This window comes from Vibrio sp. 10N.261.45.E2 (genome assembly GCF_002875705.1).
Classification (GTDB): Bacteria; Pseudomonadota; Gammaproteobacteria; order Enterobacterales; family Vibrionaceae; genus Vibrio.
On sequence record NZ_MCZZ01000143.1, the window covers coordinates 1 to 24,832 of the forward strand.

At 43.2% G+C, this 24,832-nt stretch carries 24 protein-coding genes; 15 read left to right on the forward strand and 9 right to left on the reverse strand.

What is annotated here, in order from left to right; translation table 11 throughout:
• Window positions 1-193: 193 nt before the first annotated feature.
• The 3 genes from BCT34_RS17770 to BCT34_RS17780 all read right to left on the reverse strand — a co-directional run bounded on the left by BCT34_RS17770 (window position 194) and on the right by BCT34_RS17780 (window position 3,583).
• Window positions 194-1,918, reverse strand: a complete 1,725-nt coding sequence (locus tag BCT34_RS17770; RefSeq protein ID WP_076651075.1) for an ATP-binding protein — start codon at window positions 1,916-1,918, stop codon at window positions 194-196.
• Window positions 1,918-3,102, reverse strand: a complete 1,185-nt coding sequence (locus BCT34_RS17775) for an FIST N-terminal domain-containing protein (RefSeq protein ID WP_076651074.1) — start codon at window positions 3,100-3,102, stop codon at window positions 1,918-1,920. The genes BCT34_RS17770 and BCT34_RS17775 overlap by 1 nt, the downstream gene beginning before the upstream one ends.
• Window positions 3,103-3,217: 115 nt before the next feature.
• Complete coding sequence (locus BCT34_RS17780; RefSeq protein WP_076651073.1) at window positions 3,218-3,583, reverse strand: hypothetical protein; 366 nt, start codon at window positions 3,581-3,583, stop codon at window positions 3,218-3,220.
• 252 nt (window positions 3,584-3,835) lie between these two features.
• Between BCT34_RS17780 and ccoN the strand changes: the two genes are divergently transcribed.
• The 10 genes from ccoN (at window position 3,836) to uspE (ending at window position 12,840) form a co-directional block, all read left to right on the forward strand.
• Entirely contained in the window at window positions 3,836-5,269 is a 1,434-nt protein-coding gene (gene ccoN, locus BCT34_RS17785; protein WP_009846707.1) for a cytochrome-c oxidase, cbb3-type subunit I, read from the forward strand.
• Window positions 5,270-5,280: 11 nt separating this feature from the next.
• Window positions 5,281-5,901 carry a cytochrome-c oxidase, cbb3-type subunit II gene (gene ccoO, locus BCT34_RS17790; RefSeq protein WP_017059643.1) on the forward strand — a complete coding sequence of 207 codons (621 nt, stop codon included), beginning with the start codon at window positions 5,281-5,283 and terminating at the stop codon, window positions 5,899-5,901.
• 9 nt (window positions 5,902-5,910) lie between these two features.
• Window positions 5,911-6,084 carry a CcoQ/FixQ family Cbb3-type cytochrome c oxidase assembly chaperone gene (locus tag BCT34_RS17795; protein ID WP_004733679.1) on the forward strand — a complete coding sequence of 58 codons (174 nt, stop codon included), beginning with the start codon at window positions 5,911-5,913 and terminating at the stop codon, window positions 6,082-6,084.
• On the forward strand, window positions 6,084-7,058 hold the full coding sequence (gene ccoP / locus BCT34_RS17800; RefSeq protein ID WP_017063857.1) for a cytochrome-c oxidase, cbb3-type subunit III: 975 nt from the start codon (window positions 6,084-6,086) through the stop codon (window positions 7,056-7,058). Before BCT34_RS17795 ends, ccoP begins: the two co-directional genes overlap by 1 nt.
• 108 nt (window positions 7,059-7,166) lie before the next feature.
• Window positions 7,167-7,646: a FixH family protein gene (locus BCT34_RS17805; RefSeq protein WP_076651072.1), complete on the forward strand. Its 480-nt coding sequence runs from the start codon at window positions 7,167-7,169 to the stop codon at window positions 7,644-7,646.
• 5 nt (window positions 7,647-7,651) lie between these two features.
• Window positions 7,652-10,024, forward strand: coding sequence for a heavy metal translocating P-type ATPase metal-binding domain-containing protein (locus BCT34_RS17810; protein WP_076651071.1), 2,373 nt, complete (start codon window positions 7,652-7,654; stop codon window positions 10,022-10,024).
• The gene (ccoS, locus tag BCT34_RS17815; RefSeq protein ID WP_076651070.1) at window positions 10,024-10,260 is read left to right on the forward strand and encodes a cbb3-type cytochrome oxidase assembly protein CcoS; all 237 of its coding nucleotides are present in this window, start codon (window positions 10,024-10,026) and stop codon (window positions 10,258-10,260) included. Before BCT34_RS17810 ends, ccoS begins: the two co-directional genes overlap by 1 nt.
• Window positions 10,250-10,924, forward strand: a complete 675-nt coding sequence (locus BCT34_RS17820; protein ID WP_076651069.1) for a sulfite exporter TauE/SafE family protein — start codon at window positions 10,250-10,252, stop codon at window positions 10,922-10,924. Before ccoS ends, BCT34_RS17820 begins: the two co-directional genes overlap by 11 nt.
• Window positions 10,925-11,010: 86 nt before the next feature.
• Entirely contained in the window at window positions 11,011-11,757 is a 747-nt protein-coding gene (locus tag BCT34_RS17825; protein WP_017632474.1) for an FNR family transcription factor, read from the forward strand.
• Between the two features lie 132 nt (window positions 11,758-11,889).
• On the forward strand, window positions 11,890-12,840 hold the full coding sequence (uspE, locus tag BCT34_RS17830; RefSeq protein ID WP_076651068.1) for a universal stress protein UspE: 951 nt from the start codon (window positions 11,890-11,892) through the stop codon (window positions 12,838-12,840).
• Window positions 12,841-12,977: 137 nt separating this feature from the next.
• Here the strand turns inward: uspE and ttcA are convergent, their stop codons facing one another.
• From ttcA to BCT34_RS17850, 4 genes are all read right to left on the reverse strand, one after another.
• Entirely contained in the window at window positions 12,978-13,871 is an 894-nt protein-coding gene (gene ttcA, locus BCT34_RS17835; RefSeq protein WP_076651067.1) for a tRNA 2-thiocytidine(32) synthetase TtcA, read from the reverse strand.
• A gap of 318 nt (window positions 13,872-14,189) precedes the next feature.
• On the reverse strand, window positions 14,190-14,840 hold the full coding sequence (locus tag BCT34_RS17840) for a DUF2987 domain-containing protein (protein ID WP_076651066.1): 651 nt from the start codon (window positions 14,838-14,840) through the stop codon (window positions 14,190-14,192).
• A gap of 122 nt (window positions 14,841-14,962) precedes the next feature.
• Window positions 14,963-15,811: a glucosaminidase domain-containing protein gene (locus BCT34_RS17845; protein WP_076651065.1), complete on the reverse strand. Its 849-nt coding sequence runs from the start codon at window positions 15,809-15,811 to the stop codon at window positions 14,963-14,965.
• On the reverse strand, window positions 15,804-16,619 hold the full coding sequence (locus BCT34_RS17850) for a hypothetical protein (RefSeq protein ID WP_076651064.1): 816 nt from the start codon (window positions 16,617-16,619) through the stop codon (window positions 15,804-15,806). The genes BCT34_RS17845 and BCT34_RS17850 overlap by 8 nt, the downstream gene beginning before the upstream one ends.
• Before the next feature lie 329 nt (window positions 16,620-16,948).
• Between BCT34_RS17850 and potA the strand changes: the two genes are divergently transcribed.
• From potA to BCT34_RS17875, 5 genes are all read left to right on the forward strand, one after another.
• The gene (gene potA, locus BCT34_RS17855) at window positions 16,949-18,064 is read left to right on the forward strand and encodes a spermidine/putrescine ABC transporter ATP-binding protein PotA (RefSeq protein WP_076651063.1); all 1,116 of its coding nucleotides are present in this window, start codon (window positions 16,949-16,951) and stop codon (window positions 18,062-18,064) included.
• Window positions 18,048-18,905 carry a spermidine/putrescine ABC transporter permease PotB gene (gene potB, locus BCT34_RS17860; protein ID WP_076651062.1) on the forward strand — a complete coding sequence of 286 codons (858 nt, stop codon included), beginning with the start codon at window positions 18,048-18,050 and terminating at the stop codon, window positions 18,903-18,905. The genes potA and potB overlap by 17 nt, the downstream gene beginning before the upstream one ends.
• Entirely contained in the window at window positions 18,905-19,675 is a 771-nt protein-coding gene (potC, locus tag BCT34_RS17865; protein ID WP_004733706.1) for a spermidine/putrescine ABC transporter permease PotC, read from the forward strand. The genes potB and potC overlap by 1 nt, the downstream gene beginning before the upstream one ends.
• 147 nt (window positions 19,676-19,822) lie before the next feature.
• Window positions 19,823-20,857, forward strand: a complete 1,035-nt coding sequence (locus BCT34_RS17870) for an extracellular solute-binding protein (RefSeq protein ID WP_076651061.1) — start codon at window positions 19,823-19,825, stop codon at window positions 20,855-20,857.
• Between the two features lie 210 nt (window positions 20,858-21,067).
• Entirely contained in the window at window positions 21,068-22,105 is a 1,038-nt protein-coding gene (locus tag BCT34_RS17875) for an extracellular solute-binding protein (RefSeq protein ID WP_076651060.1), read from the forward strand.
• Between the two features lie 107 nt (window positions 22,106-22,212).
• Here the strand turns inward: BCT34_RS17875 and cobB are convergent, their stop codons facing one another.
• Both cobB and BCT34_RS17885 read right to left on the reverse strand, forming a co-directional pair.
• Window positions 22,213-22,947 carry a Sir2 family NAD+-dependent deacetylase gene (gene cobB / locus BCT34_RS17880; protein ID WP_076651059.1) on the reverse strand — a complete coding sequence of 245 codons (735 nt, stop codon included), beginning with the start codon at window positions 22,945-22,947 and terminating at the stop codon, window positions 22,213-22,215.
• Between the two features lie 257 nt (window positions 22,948-23,204).
• Window positions 23,205-24,425: an ammonium transporter gene (locus tag BCT34_RS17885; RefSeq protein ID WP_076651058.1), complete on the reverse strand. Its 1,221-nt coding sequence runs from the start codon at window positions 24,423-24,425 to the stop codon at window positions 23,205-23,207.
• Between the last annotated feature and the right edge of the window lie 407 nt (window positions 24,426-24,832).

Genomic DNA, 24,832 nt, shown 5'->3' on the forward strand with positions numbered 1-24,832 from the left:
ACCCACAAGTGCGTATTATGTATATTATGTTAAATTGGTTTTGCTGTTTATAAGGCAAGACTCTTTGTGTGATGCCCTGCCTTGGTATTGTGTCAATATTCTCTAATTTATACTGTGTATTTAACCATAATGGTTATTTACCATAAAATACCTAATAAACATATTTCCTAATCTTCGATTAAGAATACGTTTATTAGACTTCAAGCATTAATCGATCAATTGCTTCTGTGATCTCTTTAGTTCTTACTGGTTTAGTCACGAAGTCATTCATTCCGACATCCAAGCACGAACATTTGTCTTCTACTGACGTGTGTGCCGTTAGCGCGACGATTGGCGTTGTGATGTTCGCGTCTCTCATGTATTTGGTTGTGGTTAATCCATCCATGACTGGCATCGACACATCCATCAAGATAATGTCTATTGTGTCATTGGCTCTTTCAACAAAGCCAATAGCTTCCTCACCGTTGCTTGCAATGAAAACTTCGTGGCCTTGTCGCGTTAAGATTAATTTGATCACCATTTGATTCGTTGGATTGTCTTCGACAACTAACACTGAATAACGGCTTCTTAACTCTCTTGAGGTCTCATTATCTTCATTGTTAGCAAGATTGTTCGTCACTCTAGTAAGCACCGGTAACTGTACTTCGAATTTGGAGCCTTTTCCTGGCTCGCTCTCTACCGATATGCGTCCGCGCATCAACTCAACAAGTCTTTTGGTGATCGCCAACCCTAAACCTGTGCCACCAAATCTGCGCGTAATTGTGCTATCGGCTTGCACGAATGGACTGAATAAAGAAGCAAGTTGCTGTGAACTGATGCCAATCCCAGTGTCTTCGACGGTTATATAGAACGAACTCTGCTGGTATTTGATAGACACATGAACATGTCCTTGTTCAGTAAACTTAATCGCGTTGCCGATCAGATTAAATAAGATCTGTGCCAGGCGACTCGGGTCGATGTAATGAAGTTCACCCTCAGGAATATCGCTGGTTACGGTTAGCGCCAAGCCTTTATCGTCTGCTGTCTTCTTTTGTTCGGAAAATACAAAAGTTACAGTGTCTCTTACATTGCTCCATTGAGGTGCCAACGAGAAACACCCAGATTCAATCTTAGAGAAGTCCAATACATCACTGAGAATTGCTAATAAAAGCTCAGATGATGTGCTCATATTGAGCAGTATAGATTGTTGTTCTTCGTTCAGTGATGTGGATTTTAGTGTATCAATTAAGCCAATGATTGCATTTAAAGGTGTTCTGAGCTCGTGACTCATCATCGCTAGGAATTCAGACTTGGCTTTGTTGGCTCGTTCTGCGTCTTTTCTTGCTGTGACAAGCTCGGCGGTTCGCTCTCTAACCGTTGCTTCAAGCTTCTCTTTGTTCTCAATATCGAAAACTGCACGCTCTATCAACGGGCGAAAACGGTTTAGTGTTGCCTTGGTTTCAATACTAAAGTGCTTGGTATTTGAGTGAACAAAGATGATGACGGATTGCGTTAATCCGCTATCTATACCGGTAATCAGAACGGAGTTTATTTGGTCGAGAACAATAGGATGCAGAGAGTTGAACTCCCCAAGAGACTTGGGTTCGAAAAGGATGGCGCATTCACCATTGATGACTCGAGATAGCTTGCCGCAATCGTTCCAATTCATCTGTTCGAAGACTTTATTATTGGTCAGCAAGGTCTTGAAACTGCCTTCGTTCCCTACCCTTGATACCACGATAAAGTCATCAAATTTAATGTATTTTTTGAGTACGAATTCAAGGCTGGAGAATATCTCAGATATGTTGCTTGCCTTACTGATCGCAGAGATGGTCGATAATATCACCCTGTTCTCTTCAGCCAGTTTTCGCTCACGGGCTTTTACTTTTTGCAGTTCAATACGCGCTTCTTGCAGCGCTTCTCGACCTTCAGAACCCATTATTTTTTCAACCTATAAAACGTTGCAGACGATACCATTAAATTCCCGTGCGCATTCTCACCACCAGAGAGCCTACCTTGTTCACCAAACGTAAAAGGACATATGTAAGGAAGCCCATTAAGTGCTTGATTTATTTGCTCACAAACCTCATCCATATCTTGCTTAAGGTTCAACATGGGGCCGGCACAAAAGATATTGATCGCCCCTAATTTCTCTTCAAGATCCATGTCATTATAGTATGAGGAATGAATGATATTTGCGGCACGGCTGATTAACTGTTGCTTAGAGCCCTGCATCAAATAGATGGTGTCACCTTCACTTATGTCTGTGAATAGCTCAATTCCATTACACTCTGTCTCTCTGATCGAATGAGACAATTTGAAATATGGATAGTCGTATGATGAGCCGACTTTCCTGCCCAGTGGATAGACAGAGGACTTTTCAAATATGTAGCCATCATCACTGCCACCCAAGTGGAAATTAGTCCATTCGTTATAAACAGTGACGGCTGGCCTGTGGTCTATCTCCAATAAGATTCGGTTTCTTACCTTGGTCACGGTGCCTGAATAGCGCGTTGGTGTGTGGCCAGCACTGAATGAGGAATAGATAGACTGGGATGCAAATACGACGGTTAAAGACACACCATTGATAGACAGAGACTCTTCAGTAAAGATGCTCCAATTTCCAGAAACCTGATTGTCTGCAGCACTGCCACCAATAATTGGAACCTCAGTACCGAACTTTTTGTCGATAGCCGCCATCACCTTCTCTTCGTTACCTGGTGTGGAATGCAGCAAGATCAGATCAGGAATTTCACCTTCTCGGTTAGCGTTCTTGAGTGCTTTATCGATCGCGGTGAAGGTGCTGAGGTCTACAGAGTCACCGAAGTGCTCGATGCCTGTGCCGTATGCGTTGATCCCCGAGTCATAAATGATGAGAACGCCAATCACCGGACCTGAATGAAACCCAGTTTCGGTCATAATGCCGTGACAAGTAGTACAACCATGTATTGGGGTGTTAGGGAGAGCGTCTACGAAATATCTCTGCACAGCGAGTGTTGAGTACTCTTCTGTGCAGTAGCAAATAAGACAAGCAATATCGTCAGGGTTTTCCACCCCACTGAGCAACTCATCTACTGCGATTTTATCGTCTAGGGAGTAAGAGACTTTTGATAGAAATTTCATAGATTCTGGGAAACTTTATTAATGCCCTCTTTATAACACTTTAATGCATTGTGTTTCACTGATTTGGTACATATTTCTATCAAAAGAACCGAGCCGTGACTCAGTTTTTTCATTGTTACTCTTTAGAAAGGTTTACAGAGAACGTGCTCGCCTGTTGTGGAAATGTAACCGTTATTGAGGAGGTCTTATCATTAGTTTGTAACAGCCAATTTGATGACCCTTTTTCTTCTAGAATTCCGCTTCCACTGTGGCTAATGATAAATTTGCCAGTTTTAGATGTTTCGATCGAATACCCTAGGTTATCGTCCGAAATTAAAACATTATGATTATCAATACTAAATTCACAAGGTTTTGAAACGATACAGTTTACTGTTTCGTTATTATCGTATGTCACTGTTCTCCAAGTAAATGCAGCTATTAAAATAACCAACATGACGATAATTTGAACAAGCCTGCCTTTTGTTAGCTTTTGTGCCGCCATTATAATCTTTACTCCTTGTTACAAAGTTCAAAGTTTTTAAATAAAAATCCAATTCCAGACCAAGCGTAAGGTTACTACTCTGTCATTGATTTGTTAATTCAAGTATAGTGTCGCGTTGAAAATGCCACTTTTTTTTAAAATCAGCAAGTGGAAATAAAGCCCTGAATAGGCTGAATTTCCTTTTCTAATTTGGGTGGCATTACGACGTGAGTCGTGTTGGAAGTAAAGTGTAGTAAATAAGAAATTGGAAGCATGCAAATGAGCCAAGAAAAGCAGCTTGAACAAAACTACAACTATACGGTCGTCCGTCAATTTACCCTAGTTACAATTTTGTGGGGTATTGTCGGTATGGGCGTTGGTGTTTTGATTGCCGCTCAATTAGTTTGGCCACAGCTAAACTTTGATACGCCGTGGTTGACGTACAGTCGTTTACGTCCCCTGCATACTAATGCGGTTATTTTTGCGTTCGGTACAAGTGCGCTGTTTGCAACATCATATTATGTTGTGCAACGTACCTGTCAAACGCGTCTCTTTGGTGGCCCTCTCGTAGCCTTTACCTTTTGGGGTTGGCAAGCGATTATCCTGTCCGCTGCAATTACTTTACCGTTAGGTTTAACCTCTGGTAAAGAATACGCAGAACTTGAATGGCCAATCGATATTGCTATTACTCTTGTGTGGGTAGCTTATGCGGTCGTGTTCTTCGGAACTATGATTAAGCGTAAAACATCGCACATTTACGTAGCAAACTGGTTCTTCGGAGCCTTCATCATCACGGTTGCCGTGTTGCACATCGTTAACAGCCTAGCTGTTCCTGTATCTGCGTTTAAATCGTACTCGATTTACTCAGGTGCAATTGATGCAATGGTGCAATGGTGGTACGGACACAATGCGGTAGGCTTCCTATTGACAGCTGGTTTCCTAGGTATGATGTATTACTTCGTTCCTAAACAAGCTGGTCGCCCTGTTTACTCTTACCGTTTGTCGATTGTTCACTTCTGGGCTCTCGTGTCTCTGTATATCTGGGCTGGTCCTCACCACCTACACTACACTGCACTTCCTGACTGGACTCAATCTCTAGGTATGGTTATGTCTTTGGTTCTGTTTGCTCCATCTTGGGGTGGCATGATCAACGGTATTATGACTCTATCTGGTGCGTGGCATAAGCTTCGCTACGACCCAATCCTACGTTTCCTAATCGTTTCTCTATCATTCTACGGCATGTCGACTTTCGAAGGCCCAATGATGGCAATCAAAACGGTTAACGCACTATCTCATTACACGGACTGGACTATCGGTCACGTTCACTCTGGTGCGTTAGGTTGGGTTGCAATGGTTTCTATCGGTTCGGTTTACCACTTAGTTCCTAAACTATTTGGTCAAGAGCGTATGTACTCTGTATCTCTAATCAATGTTCACTTCTGGTTAGCAACGATTGGTACGGTTTTCTACATTGTTGCAATGTGGATCTCTGGCGTGATGCAAGGTCTGATGTGGCGTGCAGTTAACTCTGACGGTACATTAACTTACAGCTTTGTTGAATCTGTAGAAGCGTCTTACCCGTTCTACTTTGTACGTTTCCTAGGTGGTTTCATCTTCCTATCTGGTATGTTCTTAATGGCATACAACACGTACAAAACTGTGTCTGCACCTAAAGATAGCCTTAAAGCTATCCCTCAACCGGCTTAAGGAGATTTAGAATGAGCTCAAATTCAAATAATCGCCATGAGTTGGTAGAGAAGAACGTTGGCCTACTAGCGATTCTTATCGTTATTGCTATCAGTTTTGGTGCTTTAGTAGAAATTACCCCACTTATTTTCCAAAAGCAGACTACTGAACCGGTAGAAAATCTACGTGTTTACTCTGCTCTGGAAATGGAAGGTCGTGATATCTACATTCGCGAAGGTTGTAACGTATGTCACAGCCAAATGATTCGTCCTTTCCGCTCTGAAACTGAACGTTACGGCCACTACTCTGTAGCTGGCGAAAGTGTTTGGGAACACCCATTCCTATGGGGCTCAAAGCGTACGGGGCCAGATCTAGCGCGTGTTGGTGATCGTTACTCTGATGAGTGGCATCGCGTTCACCTTATCGACCCTCGTGAACTTGTTCCTGAATCAAACATGCCTGGTTTCCCATGGCTTGCTGAGAATGTACTTGATGGCAAATTGACTAAACAGAAGCTTGAAATCTTCCGTAATCAATTTGGTGTTCCTTACACAGACGAACAAATTGCTAACGCTAAACAAGATGTTGAAGGAAAAACAGAGATGGATGCAATCATCGCTTACCTTCAATCGCTTGGCCACGCAATGAAATAAGGAATAATTATGGACATTATTACATTTCAAAGTGTTTGGACTGTTACTGTTTTTGCTTGTTTCATCGGCATCGTTTGGTGGGCTTTCGGTAAAAATCGTAAGTCGCGCTTCGACGAAGATGCAAACCTAGTGTTCGCTGATGAAGCACCTGCGAAAGATAAAAATCAAGGAGTGACGAAGTAATGAGTACATTCTGGAGTATTTGGGTAACAGTAATCACAATCGGTACATTGATTGGCTGTGCAGCCTTACTTCGTTGGTGTTCCAACGATAAAACAGGTGTAGAAGAAGGTCAGGATATGGGCCATGAATACGATGGTATTCGTGAGCTTAATAACCCGCTACCTAAATGGTGGACATACCTTTTCGTTAGCACAATTGTGTTTGCAGCTGTTTATCTAGCTCTATACCCAGGCCTTGGCAACTTTAAAGGTCTACTAGGTTGGACGAGTTCAAACCAAACAGTTCGTAGCGTAGAAGAGTCTCGCTCTGCAATCGCTGCTGCGCAAGCAAACAAACAATTAGACGCATACGCGAAAGAGCTTGATGATGCAGACACCTACTTTGGTGAAGCATTCAGAAAGCTAGCTCACGACGAAAATGGTCTACGTTCTGTCCCTGACATTGCATCAGATGCTGATGCAATCAAAGTGGGCCAACGCTTGTTCCTACAAAACTGTTCTCAGTGTCACGGCTCTGATGCACGTGGTCAGAAAGGTTTCCCGAACCTAACTGATGATGCATGGCTATATGGTGGTGAACCACAAGCTATCGTTACTACCATCATGCATGGTCGTGTAGGTCAAATGCCAGGTTGGAAAGACGCTCTTGGCGAAGAAGGCGTAAAAGAAGTAGTTAGCTACACGCTTAGCCTTTCTGGTCGTAGCGTAAACGCACGTGAAGCAGAGGCTGGTAAAGCTCGCTTTGTAGTGTGTGCAGCGTGTCACGGTACTGATGGTAAGGGTAACCCTGCTGTTGGCGCTCCTGACCTGACTGACCGTGACTGGTTATTCGGCGATTCTCGTGCTGATGTGACGGAAACAGTCATGTACGGACGTTCTGGTGTAATGCCGGCTTGGAAGGACATCCTCGGTGAGGATAAGGTTCAGCTCGTCTCAGCCTACGTCTGGAGCCTCAGCAACTCAGATAAAGAGTAACATAATAATAACAGCCCCTTCTTAAGGGGCTGTCTTTCTTTTACAGTTATAACCTTAAGTGTTTGTAAAAATTAGTTTTATTTCATTGTATATATTGAGAATAATAATATGGAACAACCTTGGTATAAGCAGTTTTGGCCGTGGTTTTTGATCTTCCTAACCGTTGGCGTCTCTATGCTAACATTGGTTCGAGTCGCGATACTTACCAACCATTCAGTTAACGTTGTCACTGAAGATTACTATAAAAAAGGTAAAGGTATTAATGTCGACATTTCAAAAGTAAATGTTGCTAAAGAGCTTGGCTTATCAGCTTCAGTTAGCGAGAAAGGTAACTCTGTTATCATTACTCTCGACAAAGGCAAGCTAGACCACTTCCCTGCTATTAACGCAATGTTCGTGCACCGAACGCTGCCTGACCGTGATTTTACTCAGCTACTGACCGCTGATGCGAGAGGCAACTACACGTTGACTCTGGACCACGAAATGCAAGGTCCATGGTTTATCGAGCTTTCTCCGCATGATTCTGAATGGTTAGTGCAAGGTCGCATGAACTTCCCTATTGAAACCCCTACTCAACTAACGAACTAAAGCTTATGTGTGAATCCTGTTATCACTGCGGTGAAGATGTACCAGCGGAAACGGATTTTAAAGTAGAAATCTTAGGATCGGTGCGACCTATGTGTTGTCCGGGTTGCGAAACCGTAGCCCAGACAATCGTTGACAGCGGTTTGGTCTCTTATTACCAATATCGTACCGCTCCAGCTGAAAAAGCAGATCTAGTTCCAGAGCAACTTCTGGCACTCAGTCATTACGACAACGAAGATGTTCAATTGGAGTTCGTCCGTAACTCCGAAAACACCTCTGAAGTGACATTGTCACTAGAAGGTGTCTCTTGTGCTGCTTGTGCATGGCTTATTGAGAAGCAAGTCTCTTCAAAGTTAGGGGTTGTGAGTATTCGTGTTAATACCACGACAAACCGCGCCCTGCTCAGTTGGGACAACACTCAGGCTAAACTGAGTGAGCTGTTGTCTGCAATCCATACCCTAGGCTACAAAGCCGCACCATTCGAAGCTGACCAACAAGAGGCGGCTTACCATCGCTCGATGAAAAACTACTTGTATCGCCTTGGTATTGCTGGTTTAGCAACCATGCAGGTCATGATGCTGGCTGTGGCACTGTATCTTGAAGTCTTTGGTAACCTTGAGCCTGAATTCAAAAATTATTTCCGTTGGGTGAGCTTGATCTTCGCCACACCGGTTCTGCTCTACTCTGCATTGCCTTTCTATATTAATGCGTGGCGTAGCATCAAAGGTCGAACATTGGGTATGGATGTACCTGTGTCGATTGCTCTGTTGTTTGCCTATGTTGCAAGTTTGGTTGCAACGGTGACAGAGAAAGGTGAAGTCTTCTTCGAATCTATCTCGATGTTCACCTTCTTCCTACTGCTTGGTCGTTTCCTTGAAATGCGCGCTCGTCGTAAAGCTGCGGCTGCGAGTGGTAACCTGCTTAAGCTCGTTCCCGCTATGGCAACAACGTTAGATGGCGAACAAGTTCCGGTAAAAACTTTAAAAGTTGGCGACAAAATTCGCGTTCTTCCGGGTGAACACATTCCTGCCGATGGCAAAGTATTGTCTGGTAGAATTCATATCGACGAATCGATGCTGACGGGCGAATCTATCCATGTAGTCAAAAACGAAGGTGATACCGTCTTCGCTGGTACATTGAATGGTGATGAATCGTTTGAATTGGAAGTGATGACATCAAAAGCGGACTCGGTGATTTCCAACATCGTTCGTCTGCAAGATGAAGCGCAATTGTCTAAACCTCGTATCGCCGAAATCGCTGATGTTGTTGCTCGTTACTTTGTAGCGGTAATCTTGATTATTTCATTTGGCACTTGGTTTTACTGGCACCAAACACGACCAGAAGACGCTTTCTGGATCATGCTTTCGGTATTGGTAGCAACGTGTCCTTGTGCTCTCTCGCTCGCAACACCAACGGCGATTACCTGTTCCACTTCTCGTATGGGTAACTTTGGCATCTTGCTACGTAAAGGCCATGTATTTGAAACCTTGTGTAAAGTGAATCACTTGATCATCGATAAAACAGGCACATTGACTGAGGGTGACATTCGTATCAGTCAAGTTGAAACCTTTGCCGAACTTGATAAAGATACTTGTCTCCAAGTTGCCGCTAGCCTAGAGCAACACGCCAACCACCCTATTGCAAAAGCGTTTAAGGCTCATCTTTCTGATGATATCGAAGTAGAGTCTGTCAATAACGTGATTGGTTCAGGCATCACTGGTGAGTGGAATGGGAAGGAAGTGGCTATTGGTAGTAGTGAGTTCATCCTCGGTGAAGCTCAGCCATCAGAGAGCAACGGTATTTACTTGTCGTTGGCAGGGTGTCATATCGCCACCTTCACTTATGAAGACCCAATTCGCAAAGAAAGCATCGAGTTCATCAAGCAGTTTAAAGAAGCGGGAATTAAAACCACTCTTCTGACTGGTGACTCGTTAATCAATGCGAAGCCTGTTGCTGAAGAGATCGGTATTACTGATATTGTCGCCAATGCGAAACCTGAAGATAAGCTTGCTTACCTTAACTCTCGTGATGAAAAAGATATCACCATGATGGTCGGCGACGGTATTAACGATGCCCCTATTCTTGCAGGTGCCCACCTTTCAGTTGCTATGGGCGGTGGTACGGATGTAGCGAAAGCCTCTGCGGATATGGTGTTGTTGGGTGATAAACTCGATAGATTACTTAAGTCACGTACTTTGGCGTTAAAAACGCGTAAGATAATCCGTGAAAACCTAGCCTGGTCATTGGGATATAACTTACTGATTCTTCCATTGGCTGTTGCTGGTTTGGTTGCTCCTTACATTGCCGTTGTTGGTATGTCTGCTAGCTCTATTATTGTTGTGTCTAACTCGTTAAGGCTTTTAAAAGAGCAAGGTAAATAATGGAAAGTTTATACATACTCATTCCAATCGCGATCGTACTCGTATGTATCGCTGTCGGTATCTTTCTATGGGCCGTTAAGAGCGAACAGTTTGAAGACCTTGAGCGCCAAGGCCACAACATTTTGTTTGATGAAGACGAAAAGGCTCACAACCATTCTGATAGCAAGCCTGTCAAGAATGAGAAAGCTAACAACGAAAGTCAAACTAACGTAGACAAGAAAAACAATGACGCCTAATTGGATCGGAGCCTTTGTTGTTGGATTGATCGGCGCGGGCCACTGCATGGGAATGTGTGGTGGTATTGCGTCGCTTCTTTCTATCGGCAATGCAAAACCTTCCCCTGTTACTCCTCTACTTTATAACTTAGGGCGCTTACTCAGCTATGCCGTGATTGGTGGTGTCATCGGTGGTGCAATCTCTTCAATAGGTCAGCTAAGCGATTTTAACGCGCTACTCGGCTGGCTGCGTCTGTTTGCTGCCGGTTTTATGATCGTCTTAGGTCTGTATATCGGTAAATGGTGGTTCGGCTTGTTGTTCTTTGAGAAAGTCGGCCAGAAGCTATGGCGCTATATCTCTCCTTTAGGCAAATCATTTCTACCCTTGAAACACCCTAGCCACGCTTTGCCGTTTGGTTTTATTTGGGGTTGGCTTCCATGCGGCTTGGTTTACTCTATGCTTACGTGGGCCGCTGTATCAGGAAGCTGGTACAACGGAGCTGGGATCATGCTTGCGTTTGGTTTAGGTACGCTTCCAGCAATGTTGACCGTTGGAATGGGTGCAAATTTCCTCAAAAAACTGCAACAAGCTGACTTATTTCGCCAGTTTGGTGCAATTTTAATCCTCATTTACGGCTTGTATACCGGTTATATGGCGCTACAGCTTATCATTTATACCGTATAGCGGCGTCTTTAATCCGGTTTTTTTACTACCCTTTAGGATTAAGGAATGCTAAAATATTGACGTATATCAAATAGTGAAAGATTGTTATGATTTCTGAAAAGCCTGTGACGAAACGTGTTCAGTCTGGTGGCTGTGCGATCCATTGCCAGGATTGTAGTATTAGCCAGCTCTGTATTCCGTTTACTTTGAATGAATCTGAACTCGATCAACTTGATCAGATCATTGAGAGAAAAAAGCCTATTCAAAAAGGCCAAGAGTTATTTAAAGCCGGTGACGAGCTTAAATCTCTATATGCTATTCGCTCTGGAACGATCAAGAGCTACACGATTACCGAGCAAGGTGATGAGCAGATTACTGCATTCCACCTAGCGGGCGATCTTGTTGGCTTCGATGCGATTACTGGTGACCTACACCCTAGTTTCGCACAAGCGCTGGAAACTTCTATGGTATGTGAGATTCCATATGAGATTCTTGATGACCTATCAGGAAAAATGCCTAAATTGCGTCAGCAAATCATGCGCCTGATGAGCAACGAGATTAAAGGTGACCAAGAAATGATTCTGCTTCTTTCAAAGAAGAACGCGGAAGAGCGTCTTGCTGCATTCCTTTACAACCTTTCTACTCGCTTCTCTCAACGTGGCTTCAGCCCGCGTGAGTTCCGTCTAACGATGACTCGTGGCGATATTGGTAACTACCTTGGCTTGACTGTTGAAACAATCAGCCGTCTTTTAGGTCGTTTCCAAAAAGCAGACATCTTGAGCGTTAAAGGCAAATACATCACTATCGAAGATCACGATGCGTTGATGGAACTTGCTGGCGTTTCAAAAGAATAGTCTAGATATCAATGATGTAGTTCAATAATGAGCTACATCATGTTTCTCTCTTAAAACCTCTTATATTTCTCTTAATCTCTCCATAACTACGCTACATTATTTATATGTTCGGTCTGAAAAATAGGCTTAGTTATGAGTATCTATAACAAAATTTTAGTTGTCGCAGACATTAATCACGATGAGCAACCTGCTCTAGTTCGTGCTATCCAACTTGCTAAGAAAAGCACCTCAACAAGCCACATCACTTTCTTTTTGTCGATATACGATTTCTCGTATGAAATGACATCTATGCTTTCTATTGATGAAAGAGACGCAATGCGTAAAGGTGTAATTCACCAACGCGAAATCTGGATGAACAAAGTCGCCGAGCCTTACCTAGATGATTCGATTGAATTTAATGTACAAGTGGTTTGGCATAACCGCCCGTATGAAGCGATCATTGCCGAGGTTTACAGTGGCGAGCACGACATCTTGATCAAGGGTACGCGTAAGCACGATACCTTAGAATCGGTCATCTTCACTCCTACTGATTGGCATCTATTAAGAAAGTGCCCTAGCCCAGTACTATTGGTTAAAAATGATTTCTGGCCAGAGCACGCGAAGATTTTTGCTTCAGTTCACGTAGGTTCTGAAACAGAAGCTCACTTAGAGCTTAACGATACGATGGTCGACAGATTGCTAGAGATCACCGGTCGTTTGGATGCAGACCCGTTCTTGGTGAATGCTTATCCGGTGACACCTGCGAATATTACCATTGAACTGCCAGAGTTTGACCCAACGTCTTATACTGACGCTGTTCGTGGCCATCACCTAACCGCGATGAAGGCACTGCGCCAGAAACACTGTATGTGTGAAGAGCAGACAGTAGTTGAGCAAGGCTTACCTGAAGATGTTATTCCTCGTGTCGCGTCTGAAAATAACGCCGCGATGGTGATTCTCGGAACAACGGGTAGAACAGGTTTGTCTGCCGTGTTTATTGGTAATACAGCGGAACATGTTATCGACAAAATTAACTGTGACGTGTTGGCCCTTAAACCGTCTGGCTATGTGAGCCCATTAGACCCTAACCTTTCGAAAGGTTAAGTCGTTTAAACATCGAATGTCACTACGAGTTCAACTCATAAAAAACGCCTCAAGCATTGCTTGAGGCGTTTTTGTTTATCTTGAGTAATGCCATTCCAAATATAGTATGGCTAAATCACTTTTATCTATTTAAATGACTAAACGTTCGTCACGTCGATGAACATTGACTCATCAATGTTTGAAGATGAGATTTCAGCTTCTTCGAATTCGTATTCTTTGCGGTCTTCGCTACGGTCTAATGGAAGGTTCACAAAATCAAACAGCTCGCGGTCCGCCAATTGGCTTGGGCTTACGTTCTGAATTGACTTGAAGATCTTCTCAACACGGCCTGGCGTTTTCTTATCCCAATCAATTAGCATCGCTTTAATGTTCTGACGCTGCAGGTTCTCTTGAGAACCACATAGATTACAAGGAATGATTGGGAACTCTTTGTGCTCAGCGTATTTGATTAGGTCCGTTTCACGACAGTAAGTCAGTGGACGAATAACAACGTTACGACCATCATCAGAGCGAAGCTTTGGTGGCATAGCCTTAAGGCGCGCGCCGTGGAACATGTTTAGGAACATAGTCTCTACGATGTCGTCTAGGTGATGACCAAGTGCGATCTTAGTCGCGCCAATCTTCTCTGCGAATGAGTACAAAGTACCACGACGAAGACGAGAACATAGGCCACATGTTGTTTTGCCTTCTGGCACTTTTTCTTTAACGACTGAGTACGTATCTTTATCTACGATGTAGTAAGGAATGTTCAGCGTTTCAAAGTATTCAGGAAGAATGTGCTCAGGGAACCCAGGTTGTTTTTGATCTAGGTTTACTGCCACAACATCAAACTTGATAGGTGCTGCTTCACGTAAACGTAGCAAAATATCTAGCATCGCAAATGAATCTTTACCACCACTAATACATGCCATTACTACGTCATTCTCTTCGATCATGTTGTAGTCGATGATGGCATTTCCAACATTTCTTCTCAGGCGTTTCTGAAGTTTGTTGAATTCAAGTATTTCTTTTCTATTATCGTTTTGGTTCATTGCGACTCTCACACCGTCGTATTACCGACTGTAGATTGCTAGTGGGACTGTTTTAGGGCGTGGATTATACGGATTTTTATTTCATGTTGAAATAGTAACGGTAGGATAAACAAGGCGAGTAATAGAAAGATTCGGTTTTTATTGTTCGATAAGCTCTCTAAATGGTTAGAGATACATGTCTTAGGAAGAGCTAGCCTTGATGATAGATAAAGAAAAGCAGCCTTCTCTTATACGATGGGGCTGCTTAAAGGTACCTTATTAACGCTTGGGGAGTGACTCCGCCAACAATTACTCTGCGAGTAATTATTCCGTTAAAAATTATTGCGCGGGAATGTACGGCATTACACGAACTGTTGATTCTGGTAACGTGATGCTGTCACTTCCATTCAGCTCTTCTAGAGTGAACTTCGCTCGCCCTTCTTTGATTGGTAGTTGATTGCCGTTTGAAAGTTCAATGTTGCCATCAAGCTTATTAGCGAATTCCAGCGTTAGCCCTTGGATATCTGGCGTAAACCATCCAGAAAACATGCCACTAACGTCTTCTAGCATTGCCTGCATCTGTGGTAAAAGGCTTTCAATTTGAGCCACATCTACCGTGCCAGTCAGGGGCTCTTGAGTCATCACAACCAACGAATATGCACACTCTTGTTCTTGTGTTTGTACAAAGATAAGCGGATTTGCGGAACGTAGGTTTTGATCGACTGGGAGAAGCAGTTCATTCGCAGAAGAGACTTTTAGTTCTTCGTAGTGCTCTTCTTTCTCCATCCAAGCCTTGCTGATGTGACAGGTTTGCTGAGCTTGTTGATCAACAAAGAAGACCGCAACTTTGACATCATCGTGCCCTTCTTTGGTGTTGTTTTTCAGCTGAGTATAAAGCTTAGAATACGTGAACATGTATTCTTGCGCTGAAGCAGGAAGAGAAACCCCAAGGCTTAATGAGGCTAATAAAGCGAGTGCTGTCTTTTTCATTATTATAATCTTGTCGAAGTTGAGCGTTTATAAATAGAAAGACCAGCCAATGAGCTGCTCTTTTTGCGATGTTATTTGGTCAGACTTAATGTTTAAGCTAACCAAACTACTATCAAATCAAGTTACTTTTGCCAGTATACCTTGTTGTGACGGATCATAGCTTGTAAATCAGTCACATAGTCTGAACCTCGCTCAGAATATTTTAATAAACCATTGGTGAGCTCTGTTGCTGTTTCGGTTGTTAAAATATCATCACCTTGCGCAGCAAGTTTTGCACGAATCGCTCTTAAATCGGAATAAGCACGGTTGCGGTTAAGGTTCATGAAGTAACGGTGCACGGATTCTTGGCTTGAAGAGAATGTAGCTACTTCATGCGAGCTACCCTCGTTGCGTTGCAGTGGAACAAGGCCACAACCTTTGGTGTAGCACCAGTGTCCGAAATAGTTGTTCGCTTTAGTAGCAAAACGCGACGTTCCCCAAGCAGACTCATTCGCAGCCTGCGTTAGTACCAGTGCCTCTGGCAGTACATTGACGCGGTTAAGCATCTCTGTCAGCCATGCTTGATCTATGCCTTCACTCGGCACAGGTAAGCTGTATAACTTCCCTAACCTTTTCGCATAAGAGCTGTCTTCCGAATCAATGTTACTTAAACCAGACTCGTCGAGTTTGGTTAAAAAGGCACGCTCTTTAGTGATACGTTTGTTTTCAATATTGATGCTTGGACGTAAGAACGAAAAGAATGTGTCCTTTTTTTCGTTCACATCTTCGATAGCTGCAAAATTTGGTGTGCTCGAAGAAACCGTCAAGTCACCAAATTGGTCAGTTGAATTAGAACTCTGCTCTGTGGTGCGTCGACGTTCTTCTTCTTGGTAAATATAAGGACCAATCAGCGAAATAGAGCCAACAAGAGCCAGTGCCGTCACTTTAAGCGCAAGTGATTTGCTTGCGCTTGCCTGAATGTGTTTATGCATCGAACACCTGTGGGTTTTTGTTATTGTCGTTGTTGTTATCGTCATCGCTCTTTGGACGTTCTGAAGCAATCACTTTTAGCTTGATGCCAAACATCTCACGGTAAAGAATACCTTTCACGTGGAAGAAGAACGGAAGAACGAAGATTAAACCAATGCCGTACATCATCGCAGCGACAATGAACATCAACATAACCATTAGATAAATAGACGCGACCACGAAGATCTTCTTGTTTACCGCTCTTAATGAAAGTAACAGCGACTGCATTGGTGGTACTTTCTTATCACAAATCAACAGAATCGAATGGCTGAATGCAAGAGAGAAGTAAATAGACAAGAACGGCAGAATCATACCTGCGATGCCTTGGAGCATTAGACTAAACAAAGTTACTAGAATAACCGGAACCGTAAACTGTAAACCTTTACCGATGTGGCGTACTTTGGTTTGTAGGCCAGCTGCATGACTCATTGCCATTAAACAGATACCAGCATAGATAGGCGCGCTGATCACTTCATAACTAAAGTTCGCAATAAAAATCGATTCAACGATTTGAGGCGTAAACGATTCAGGGTCGATAACCGCATCCAAGATAACCGCTGGATCACCAAGCTGTAGTTTAAGTGCGATATAAAAGATAGCGAGTTGCACAAACATTAGAGCAACAATCGCAGGGGAAAACGAAAGAAAGTGACTTATCGTATGTTTCCAAGCTTCTTGGAATACAGCCGTTGCTTTGAGCTCATAATCGCCTGAAAGTGCACGGTTGATACTACCGCCCAAATTAAAATCTTTTTCGATGTCGTTGTTCATATTGATACCTAGGTGCGCCAAATAAGCGAAGCCACCTAACTTATTGATAAAAAATTACCTTCATTATACTCATATGTCAGATACAAACTAAAATATGAATCTGTAACAAGGCTTGCTTTTGTGTCTTTATGGTTAATAATTAGACACTTGTTAAGGTGTAAACCCAGTAAATAATAGTATGGTAAAGGATGTTTACTTTTACCTGCGAAATTTTTTATCTTCGAAAGGTAAAAAATGCTTTGAATTCACGTTTTTGGTGATTATGATGCGCGCCTTAAAGGTGTATAGCAACAGGTCTCAAATAGAACCAAGGTGGAGAAAAACAGACGTTGAACGCTAAAAAATCAGTAGGAAAGCCAGTAGTACAGCTAACTGGCATCAGTAAAAGTTTCGATGGTAAGGAAGTCATCGGCAATCTGGATTTAAACGTAAATCATGGTGAGTTTCTCACGATTTTAGGCCCATCAGGTTGTGGTAAAACAACCGTGCTAAGAATGATTGCGGGTTTTGAAACGGCAGATAGTGGTCAAATACTATTAGCTGAACAAAACGTAACCCAAGTTCCTGCTGAACAAAGGCATGTAAACACTGTATTCCAAAGCTATGCCCTATTCCCACATATGACCGTTTTCGAGAATGTGGCATTTGGCTTACGCATGCAGAAAGTTCCAAACAGCGAGATTGAACCTCGTGTAATGGATGCTTTAAAAATGGTGCGCCTAGAACCAATGGCACAACGAAAGCCACACCAGCTATCTGGTGGTCAACAGCAACGTATCGCAATCGCTCGTGCTGTCGTTAACAAGCCTAAAGTTCTTTTGTTGGATGAATCTCTATCTGCTCTGGATTACAAACTACGTAAACAGATGCAAATCGAGCTAAAACAATTACAACGTCAACTTGGTATCACGTTCATTTTTGTAACGCATGACCAAGAAGAAGCGCTATCTATGTCTGACCGCATTATTGTTATGCGTGATGGCGTGATTGAACAAGATGGAACACCGAGAGAAATCTACGAAGAGCCTAAGAACCTGTTTGTAGCGCGTTTCATTGGTGAAATTAACGTATTCGAAGCGACAGCGAAATCTCGTCAAGATGAAAAACGCATCGTTGCGACAATCGAAGGTGAAGAGTCGATTATCTATCACGATAAAGACGTTACACCGGGTCAAAAACTGCAAGTATTGCTTCGCCCTGAAGATCTTCGTATTGAAGAAATCAAAGAGTCTGAGCAACGCGGTATTGTTGGCCACATTGTCGAGCGAACCTATAAAGGCATGACATTAGATTCAGTTGTAGAACTTGAATCTGGTATGCGTGTCATGGTTAGCGAATTCTTCAACGAAGATGACCCTGATGTTGATCACTCACTGGGCCAAAAAGTTGCAGTAACTTGGGTTGAGAGCTGGGAAGTGGTATTAGAAGATGAGCAAGAAGTTTAATTTACAAAACGCGATTGTTGCTTTAATCACAGGTTGGCTAGTGTTGTTCGTGATGATTCCAAACATCATGATCATCGGTACTAGTTTCTTAACTCGTGATGAAGCGAACTTGATCGAGATGACCTTCACTCTCGATAACTACGTGCGTTTGGCTGACCCGCTGTATTTTAAAGTGTTGATGCACTCTTTCTATATGGCCATTGTCGCAACCCTACTTTGTTTAGTTATTGGTTACCCGTTCGCCTACATCGTGGCGAAAATGCCAGTGAAGTGGCGCCCTATCATGTTGTTCTTAGTGATTGTGCCATTTTGGACGAACTCTTTGATTCGTACTTACGGGTTGAAGATTGTGTTGGGTACTCAAGGTGTCTTGAACAAAAGCCTGTTAGCGCTAGATATCATCGATAAACCGTTACGTATCATGTACACAGAAACCGCAGTAATGATTGGCTTAGTGTACATCCTACTTCCGTTTATGATTCTGCCGCTGTATTCAGCGATTGAAAAACTGGACGATACGTACTTAGAAGCGGCTAAAGATTTAGGTGCCAATAAACTGCAAACGCTATTAAAAGTGGTATTGCCACTAACAATGCCAGGCATTATCGGCGGCTGTTTGTTAGTACTACTGCCTGCGTTAGGTATGTTCTACATCTCTGACCTATTAGGCGGTGCTAAGAACCTATTGATTGGTAACGTGATTAAGAGCCAGGTGCTCAACGCTCGAGACTGGCCGTTTGGTGCCGCAACGAGTATCGCACTGACCATGGCAATGGCTGTGATGCTGTATGCCTACTACCGAGCAGGTAAGCTATTGAACAAGAAAGTGGAGCTAGACTAATGGGTCGCACAGTTAAGTTCAGCTTTATGGCGCTGGTATACGCCTTCCTATACCTACCTATTATCGTATTGATCGCGAACTCGTTTAATGCCAATAAGTTTGGTATGAAATGGGGTGGCTTCACGACTAAATGGTATGACGCGCTTATTAACAACGACAGCCTAATGCAGGCTGCTTGGCACTCGATTAACGTAGCAGTGTTCTCAGCAACAGCCGCAACGATTGTCGGTAGCCTGACAGCAGTAGCCCTATTCCGTTACCAGTTCAAAGGTAAAGGCATCGTCAATGGCATGCTGTTCATCGTAATGATGTCTCCAGATATCGTAATGGCGATTTCGCTTCTTGCGCTATTCTTGGTAATGGGTGTGCAACTTGGGTTCTTTACCCTACTTGCTGCTCACATTACCTTCTGTCTACCGTTCGTTGTGGTAACGGTCTACAGTCGCTTGAATGGCTTTGATGTGAAGATGTTAGAAGCAGCAAAAGACTTAGGTGCAAGTGAATGGACGATTCTAAAACAGATCATCCTTCCTCTTGCGAAGCCAGCGGTTGCTGCAGGTTGGTTATTGAGCTTCACTCTGTCTTTGGACGATGTGATCATCAGCTCTTTCGTAACTGGCCCAACCTATGAAATCTTACCACTGAAGATTTACTCAATGGTTAAAGTGGGTATCTCTCCTGAGGTAAACGCCCTAGCAACAGTAATGTTAGTGGTGTCGTTAATACTGGTGATTATTTCTCAGTTATTAGCGAGAGAAAAAATTAAGTAAGTCTCCTACTCTGTACAGAGACAGGCTTGATAAGAAGTTAACAAACTTCAAGTTCTACAAAGTGTTAATCATAAACAGAATGGTAAATTGCCATTCTGTTTTTCTATCTACTGCCTTCGGGCAACGTTTAGTTTGGAGCTAACGTCAATGAAAAAATGGGCTACTCTATTAGCTGGTAGTGCATGTGCGCTTTCAATGTTATCTGCACCATCTTTTGCAAAAGATAACAAAGAATTGGTATTCATGAACTGGGGACCTTACATCAACAGTGAGATTCTAGAACAGTTCACTGATGAAACTGGTATCAAGGTTATCTACTCGACTTACGAGTCGAACGAAACTTTGTACGCAAAGCTAAAAACACACAACAAAGGCTACGACCTAGTTGTGCCGTCGACTTACTTCGTATCTAAGATGCGCGACGAAGGTATGCTACAAAAGATCGACAAAACTAAGCTGAATAACTTCAAGAATCTAGATACTAACTACCTAGATAAGCCGTACGACCCAAACAACGACTACTCTATTCCACATGTAGTTGCGATCACAGGTCTTGCTGTTAACACTGACATGTACGATCCAGAAGATTTCCAAAGCTGGGCTGACCTATGGAAGCCTGAGCTTGAAGGTCAACTGATGATGATGGACGACACTCGTGAAGTGTTCCACATTGCACTTCGTAAGTTAGGTTACTCTGGTAACACAACAAACGAAAAAGAGATCGATGAAGCCTACGCTGAGCTACAAAAGCTAATGCCAAACGTTCTAGTATTTAACTCAGATAACCCAGGCGCGCCTTACATGTCTGGTGAAGTGGGTCTTGGTATGCTGTGGAACGGTTCTGCTGCTGCGGCGCAAAACGAAGGTCTGCCAATCAAACTGGTTTTCCCTAAAGAAGGCGGTATCGGTTGGGTTGATAACTTTGCAATCAGTTCTGGCGCGGTAAACGTAGAAGCGGCTCATAAGATGATCGACTTCCTACTTCGCCCTGAAATCGCAGAGCAAATTTCTCGCGACACGGGTTATCTAACAGCAGTTAAAGCGTCTAATGCGAAATTCAAAGACGTTGAGCCACTATTCCCATCACAAGAAGATCTTGATCGTGTTGAGTGGCAAGCAGCGGTTGGCGATAAGACAGTGAAGTACGAAGATTACTTCATGAAACTTAAAGCAGGCCAGTAACTTAGCTTATAATCTAATGGCGAGTAAGTAGCAGGACTACTTAACAAGCGACCTAGATAATCAACAAGTTAAAAATAAGAATATCAATGAATAGGCAGCTTAGGCTGCCTATTTTATTTTATCACTGCTATAATATAGCGCGATTTTTCGAAATCCTTTTACCTTGGGTTCTCTACCCAGCTCCAAATCAAACAAATGAACGGAACAGTAATGAAAAAAACACTGTATACCGGCGCATTGTGTGCTGCTACTTTACTTTCTACATCCTCTTTCGCAGCTGACCAAGAACTGTATTTTTACAACTGGTCTGAATATATTCCAAATGAAGTACTAGAAGACTTCACAGAAGAGACTGGCATCAAAGTTTACTACTCAACTTATGAGTCTAACGAAAGCATGTACGCTAAGTTAAAAACTCAAGGCACGGGTTACGACTTAGTGGTTCCTTCTACTTACTTCGTTTCTAAAATGCGTAAAGAAGGCATGCTTCAAGAGCTTGATAAAACCAAGCTAAGCCACTTTGCAGATTTGGATCCAAATTACTTAGATAAGCCATTTGACCCAAACAACAACTACTCTATCCCATACATCTGGGGTGCGACGGGTATTGGTATCAACTCAGATATGCTAGACAAATCTTCAGTTAAAAACTGGGGTGATCTGTGGGATACGCAATGGGAAGGTCAACTGATGATGATGGATGACTCTCGTGAGGTTTTCCATATCGCTCTATCTAAACTAGGTTACTCTCCAAACACGACTAACCCAGAAGAGATCAAAGAAGCCTACGAAGAACTTCGTAAGCTAATGCCAAACGTATTGGTATTTAACTCAGATTTCCCAGCGAATCCTTACCTAGCAGGTGAAGTGTCTCTTGGTATGCTTTGGAATGGTTCTGCTTACATGGCACGCCAAGAAGGCGCAACGATTGATATTATCTGGCCAGAAAAAGGCGCTATCTTCTGGATGGACAGCCTAGCGATTCCAGCAGGTGCTAAAAACACAGAAGCGGCTCACAAGATGATCGACTTCCTTCTTCGCCCTGAGAACGCAGCTAAGATTGCTCTAGAGATCGGTTACCCGACACCAGTTAAAACAGCTTACCCTCTTCTTCCTAAAGAATTTGCTGAAGACAAGAACGTTTTCCCACCACAGTCAGTGATGGATAACGGCGTATGGCAAGATGAAGTTGGTGAAGCGAGCGTTATCTATGACGAGTATTTCCAAAAACTTAAAGTGAACAACTAAGTTGCTGTTAGTTAATCAGTTAAGTAAATAAAGCGGCGTAAGCCGCTTTATTTTTTTCCGATTTAGATTCAGGTTCAGAAACTGATGTGCTTTATTAAAGACAAGGCTTAGGCCGTTAAAGAACCTCTCTCTGTACATAATAACTCGCCAACCAGTTTAGGCACCTCGATACTCGCTTTGCCGTAACGCTTCTCTTCAAACTCACTCTCTACTGCACTTGGTTCTAGATTGATCTCTATTGTGTGTGCGCCATGCATTTTGGCATCATGCACAAATCCCGCAGCTGGATAAACAACACCTGAAGTACCGATAGAGATAAACAGGTCCGCTTCTTCGAGTGCTGAATAGATATCGCCCATTCTTAACGGCATTTCGCCAAACCACACAATATGAGGACGCATTTGCGCTGGAATTTGGCAGCAGTGACAAAGCTCACCGGTTTCGATATCACCTTTATGTTCGATAACTTGATTCGATTCACTGCAACGTGCTTTCAGAAGTTCGCCATGCATGTGAATAATATTGTTGCTACCGCCTCTCTCGTGCAGGTTGTCGATGTTCTGAGTGATGATTGTTACTTTGCCATCAAGTTTGTCCTCAAGCTCACCGAGTGCCTTGTGGGCGGAGTTTGGTTGAATGCTCTCACCTTGCAAGCCGTGACGACGTTTGTTGTAGAATGCTTGCACCAAGTCGGGATCTTTTACAAACCCTTCTGGAGTCGCGACATCTTCGATTTTATGGTTTTCCCATAGCCCGTCTTGAGCTCGGAATGTTTGAATCCCCGACTCCGCAGAGATACCAGCGCCAGTAAGAATTACGATATTTCGATATGGGAAATGCATACAACGTCCTTTTCAATATGTCACTTTGTAACAGCTTAGCACTGTTCAAATTCCAACAATAGTTTTAGGGATTAGACCATAGTCTTAGCCAACTGAATTCATTGGCTATTTGTGACATAACTCGCTTGATAGTTGTCGTTGTACTTACTCAAACTCTCCGTTTTACATTTCGCAGAAACAAAAAAGCGACCGAAGCCGCTTGTTTCTGTTTTACTGATGTCTAACTGATAAGCCTAAACTCATCAAGGTAAACAAAATTAGTCTTCGTTGATTGAGGAGATCTTATGGATTGATAGATCTGCGCCGTTGAATTCATCTTCTTCACTTAAACGTAGGCCTGTTAGTTTGCTCAACACGCCATAAACAATCAGTGCGCCAACTAATGCGACTGCAATGCCCGCTAGTGTGCCGATAACTTGAGAAGCGAAGCTTACGCCACCTAAGCCCCAGAATGTTTGCGAACCAAAGATACCAGCCGCAATGCCACCCCAAGCGCCACACACGCCGTGTAGAGGCCACACACCTAATACGTCATCAATCTGTGTTTTGTTTTGCATGTAAGTAAATAGGTAAACAAACAGTGCGCCTGCCACGCCGCCAGTCACTAATGCGCCTAATGGGTGCATTAAGTCTGAACCGGCACAAATTGCTACTAAGCCAGCCAAAGGACCATTATGAATAAAGCCCGGGTCATTCTTACCTGCAACAAGCGCTGCAAGAATGCCGCCAACCATTGCCATGAGTGAGTTCATCGCCACTAGGCCGCTGATGCCGTTGATTGCTTGTGCAGACATCACGTTAAAGCCAAACCAACCCACACATAAGATCCAAGAACCTAACGCTAAGAATGGAATGTTCGATGGCGCGAAGTTAGTGTGTTTACCTGCGCGGATACGGCCTTTACGCATACCAAGGAAGTAAACCGCGACCAATGCAATCCAGCCGCCAACGCCATGAACCACAACAGAACCCGCGAAGTCATGAAATCCGTAACCAAACTGACTTTCTAGCCATGCTTGAAAGCCAAAATTACCATTCCAGATGATGCCTTCAAAAAACGGGTAGATGAATCCAACAGTAAACAGTGTTGCAATCAAGATTGGGTAGAAACGTGCACGTTCTGCAATACCACCGGATACAATCGCAGGGATTGCTGCGGCAAAGGTCATTAGGAAGAAAAACTTAACCAGCTCGTATCCATTCGCTTGCGATAGCGTTTCTGCATCGGCAAAAAAGTGCGCGCCGTAAGCGACCCAATAACCGATAAAGAAGTAAGCAATGGCGGAGACTCCAAAGTCAGAGAGGATCTTAACCAACGCATTAACTTGGTTCTTCTTTCTAACTGTACCGACTTCCAAAAATGCAAAACCAGCATGCATTAAGAAGACCATGATCGCGCCTAGTAATAAAAACAGAGTATCCGAACTCTGCGTCAAGCTCTGTACTGCGCTATGAACTTGGTTAACCGTTTGACTCATTAAAGCTCTCTCCCTTAGCTTTGTCTCAATTGCACTAGAACCGTGCGAATTGATGTCGTAATTAATTAAAGACTCAACAGTAAACGCAAGATGCGTTCCAACTCGGTTACGCAAAAAACGTGCAACAAGGTGTTATTTTAAGTTGTTGATATTTATTGGTTAATTTCTTAGGTGCACTTTATTGGTTCTCAGAGAGAGAAAATATTCGATAATTGATTGCACCAATTGAGGGAGTTGCACCATATTGATGCGGTCAATGTAGGGCATTAGATCAGTTACCTAGCGACCATACGACAAAAAGCCCAGTGAAATGAATCACTGGGCTTTTAATGTCTTTCGCTGATTAGAGTTAACTCATCGACAAAGGAGCTATTATCGAGTTTGGTAACCCAAACGACTTACATATA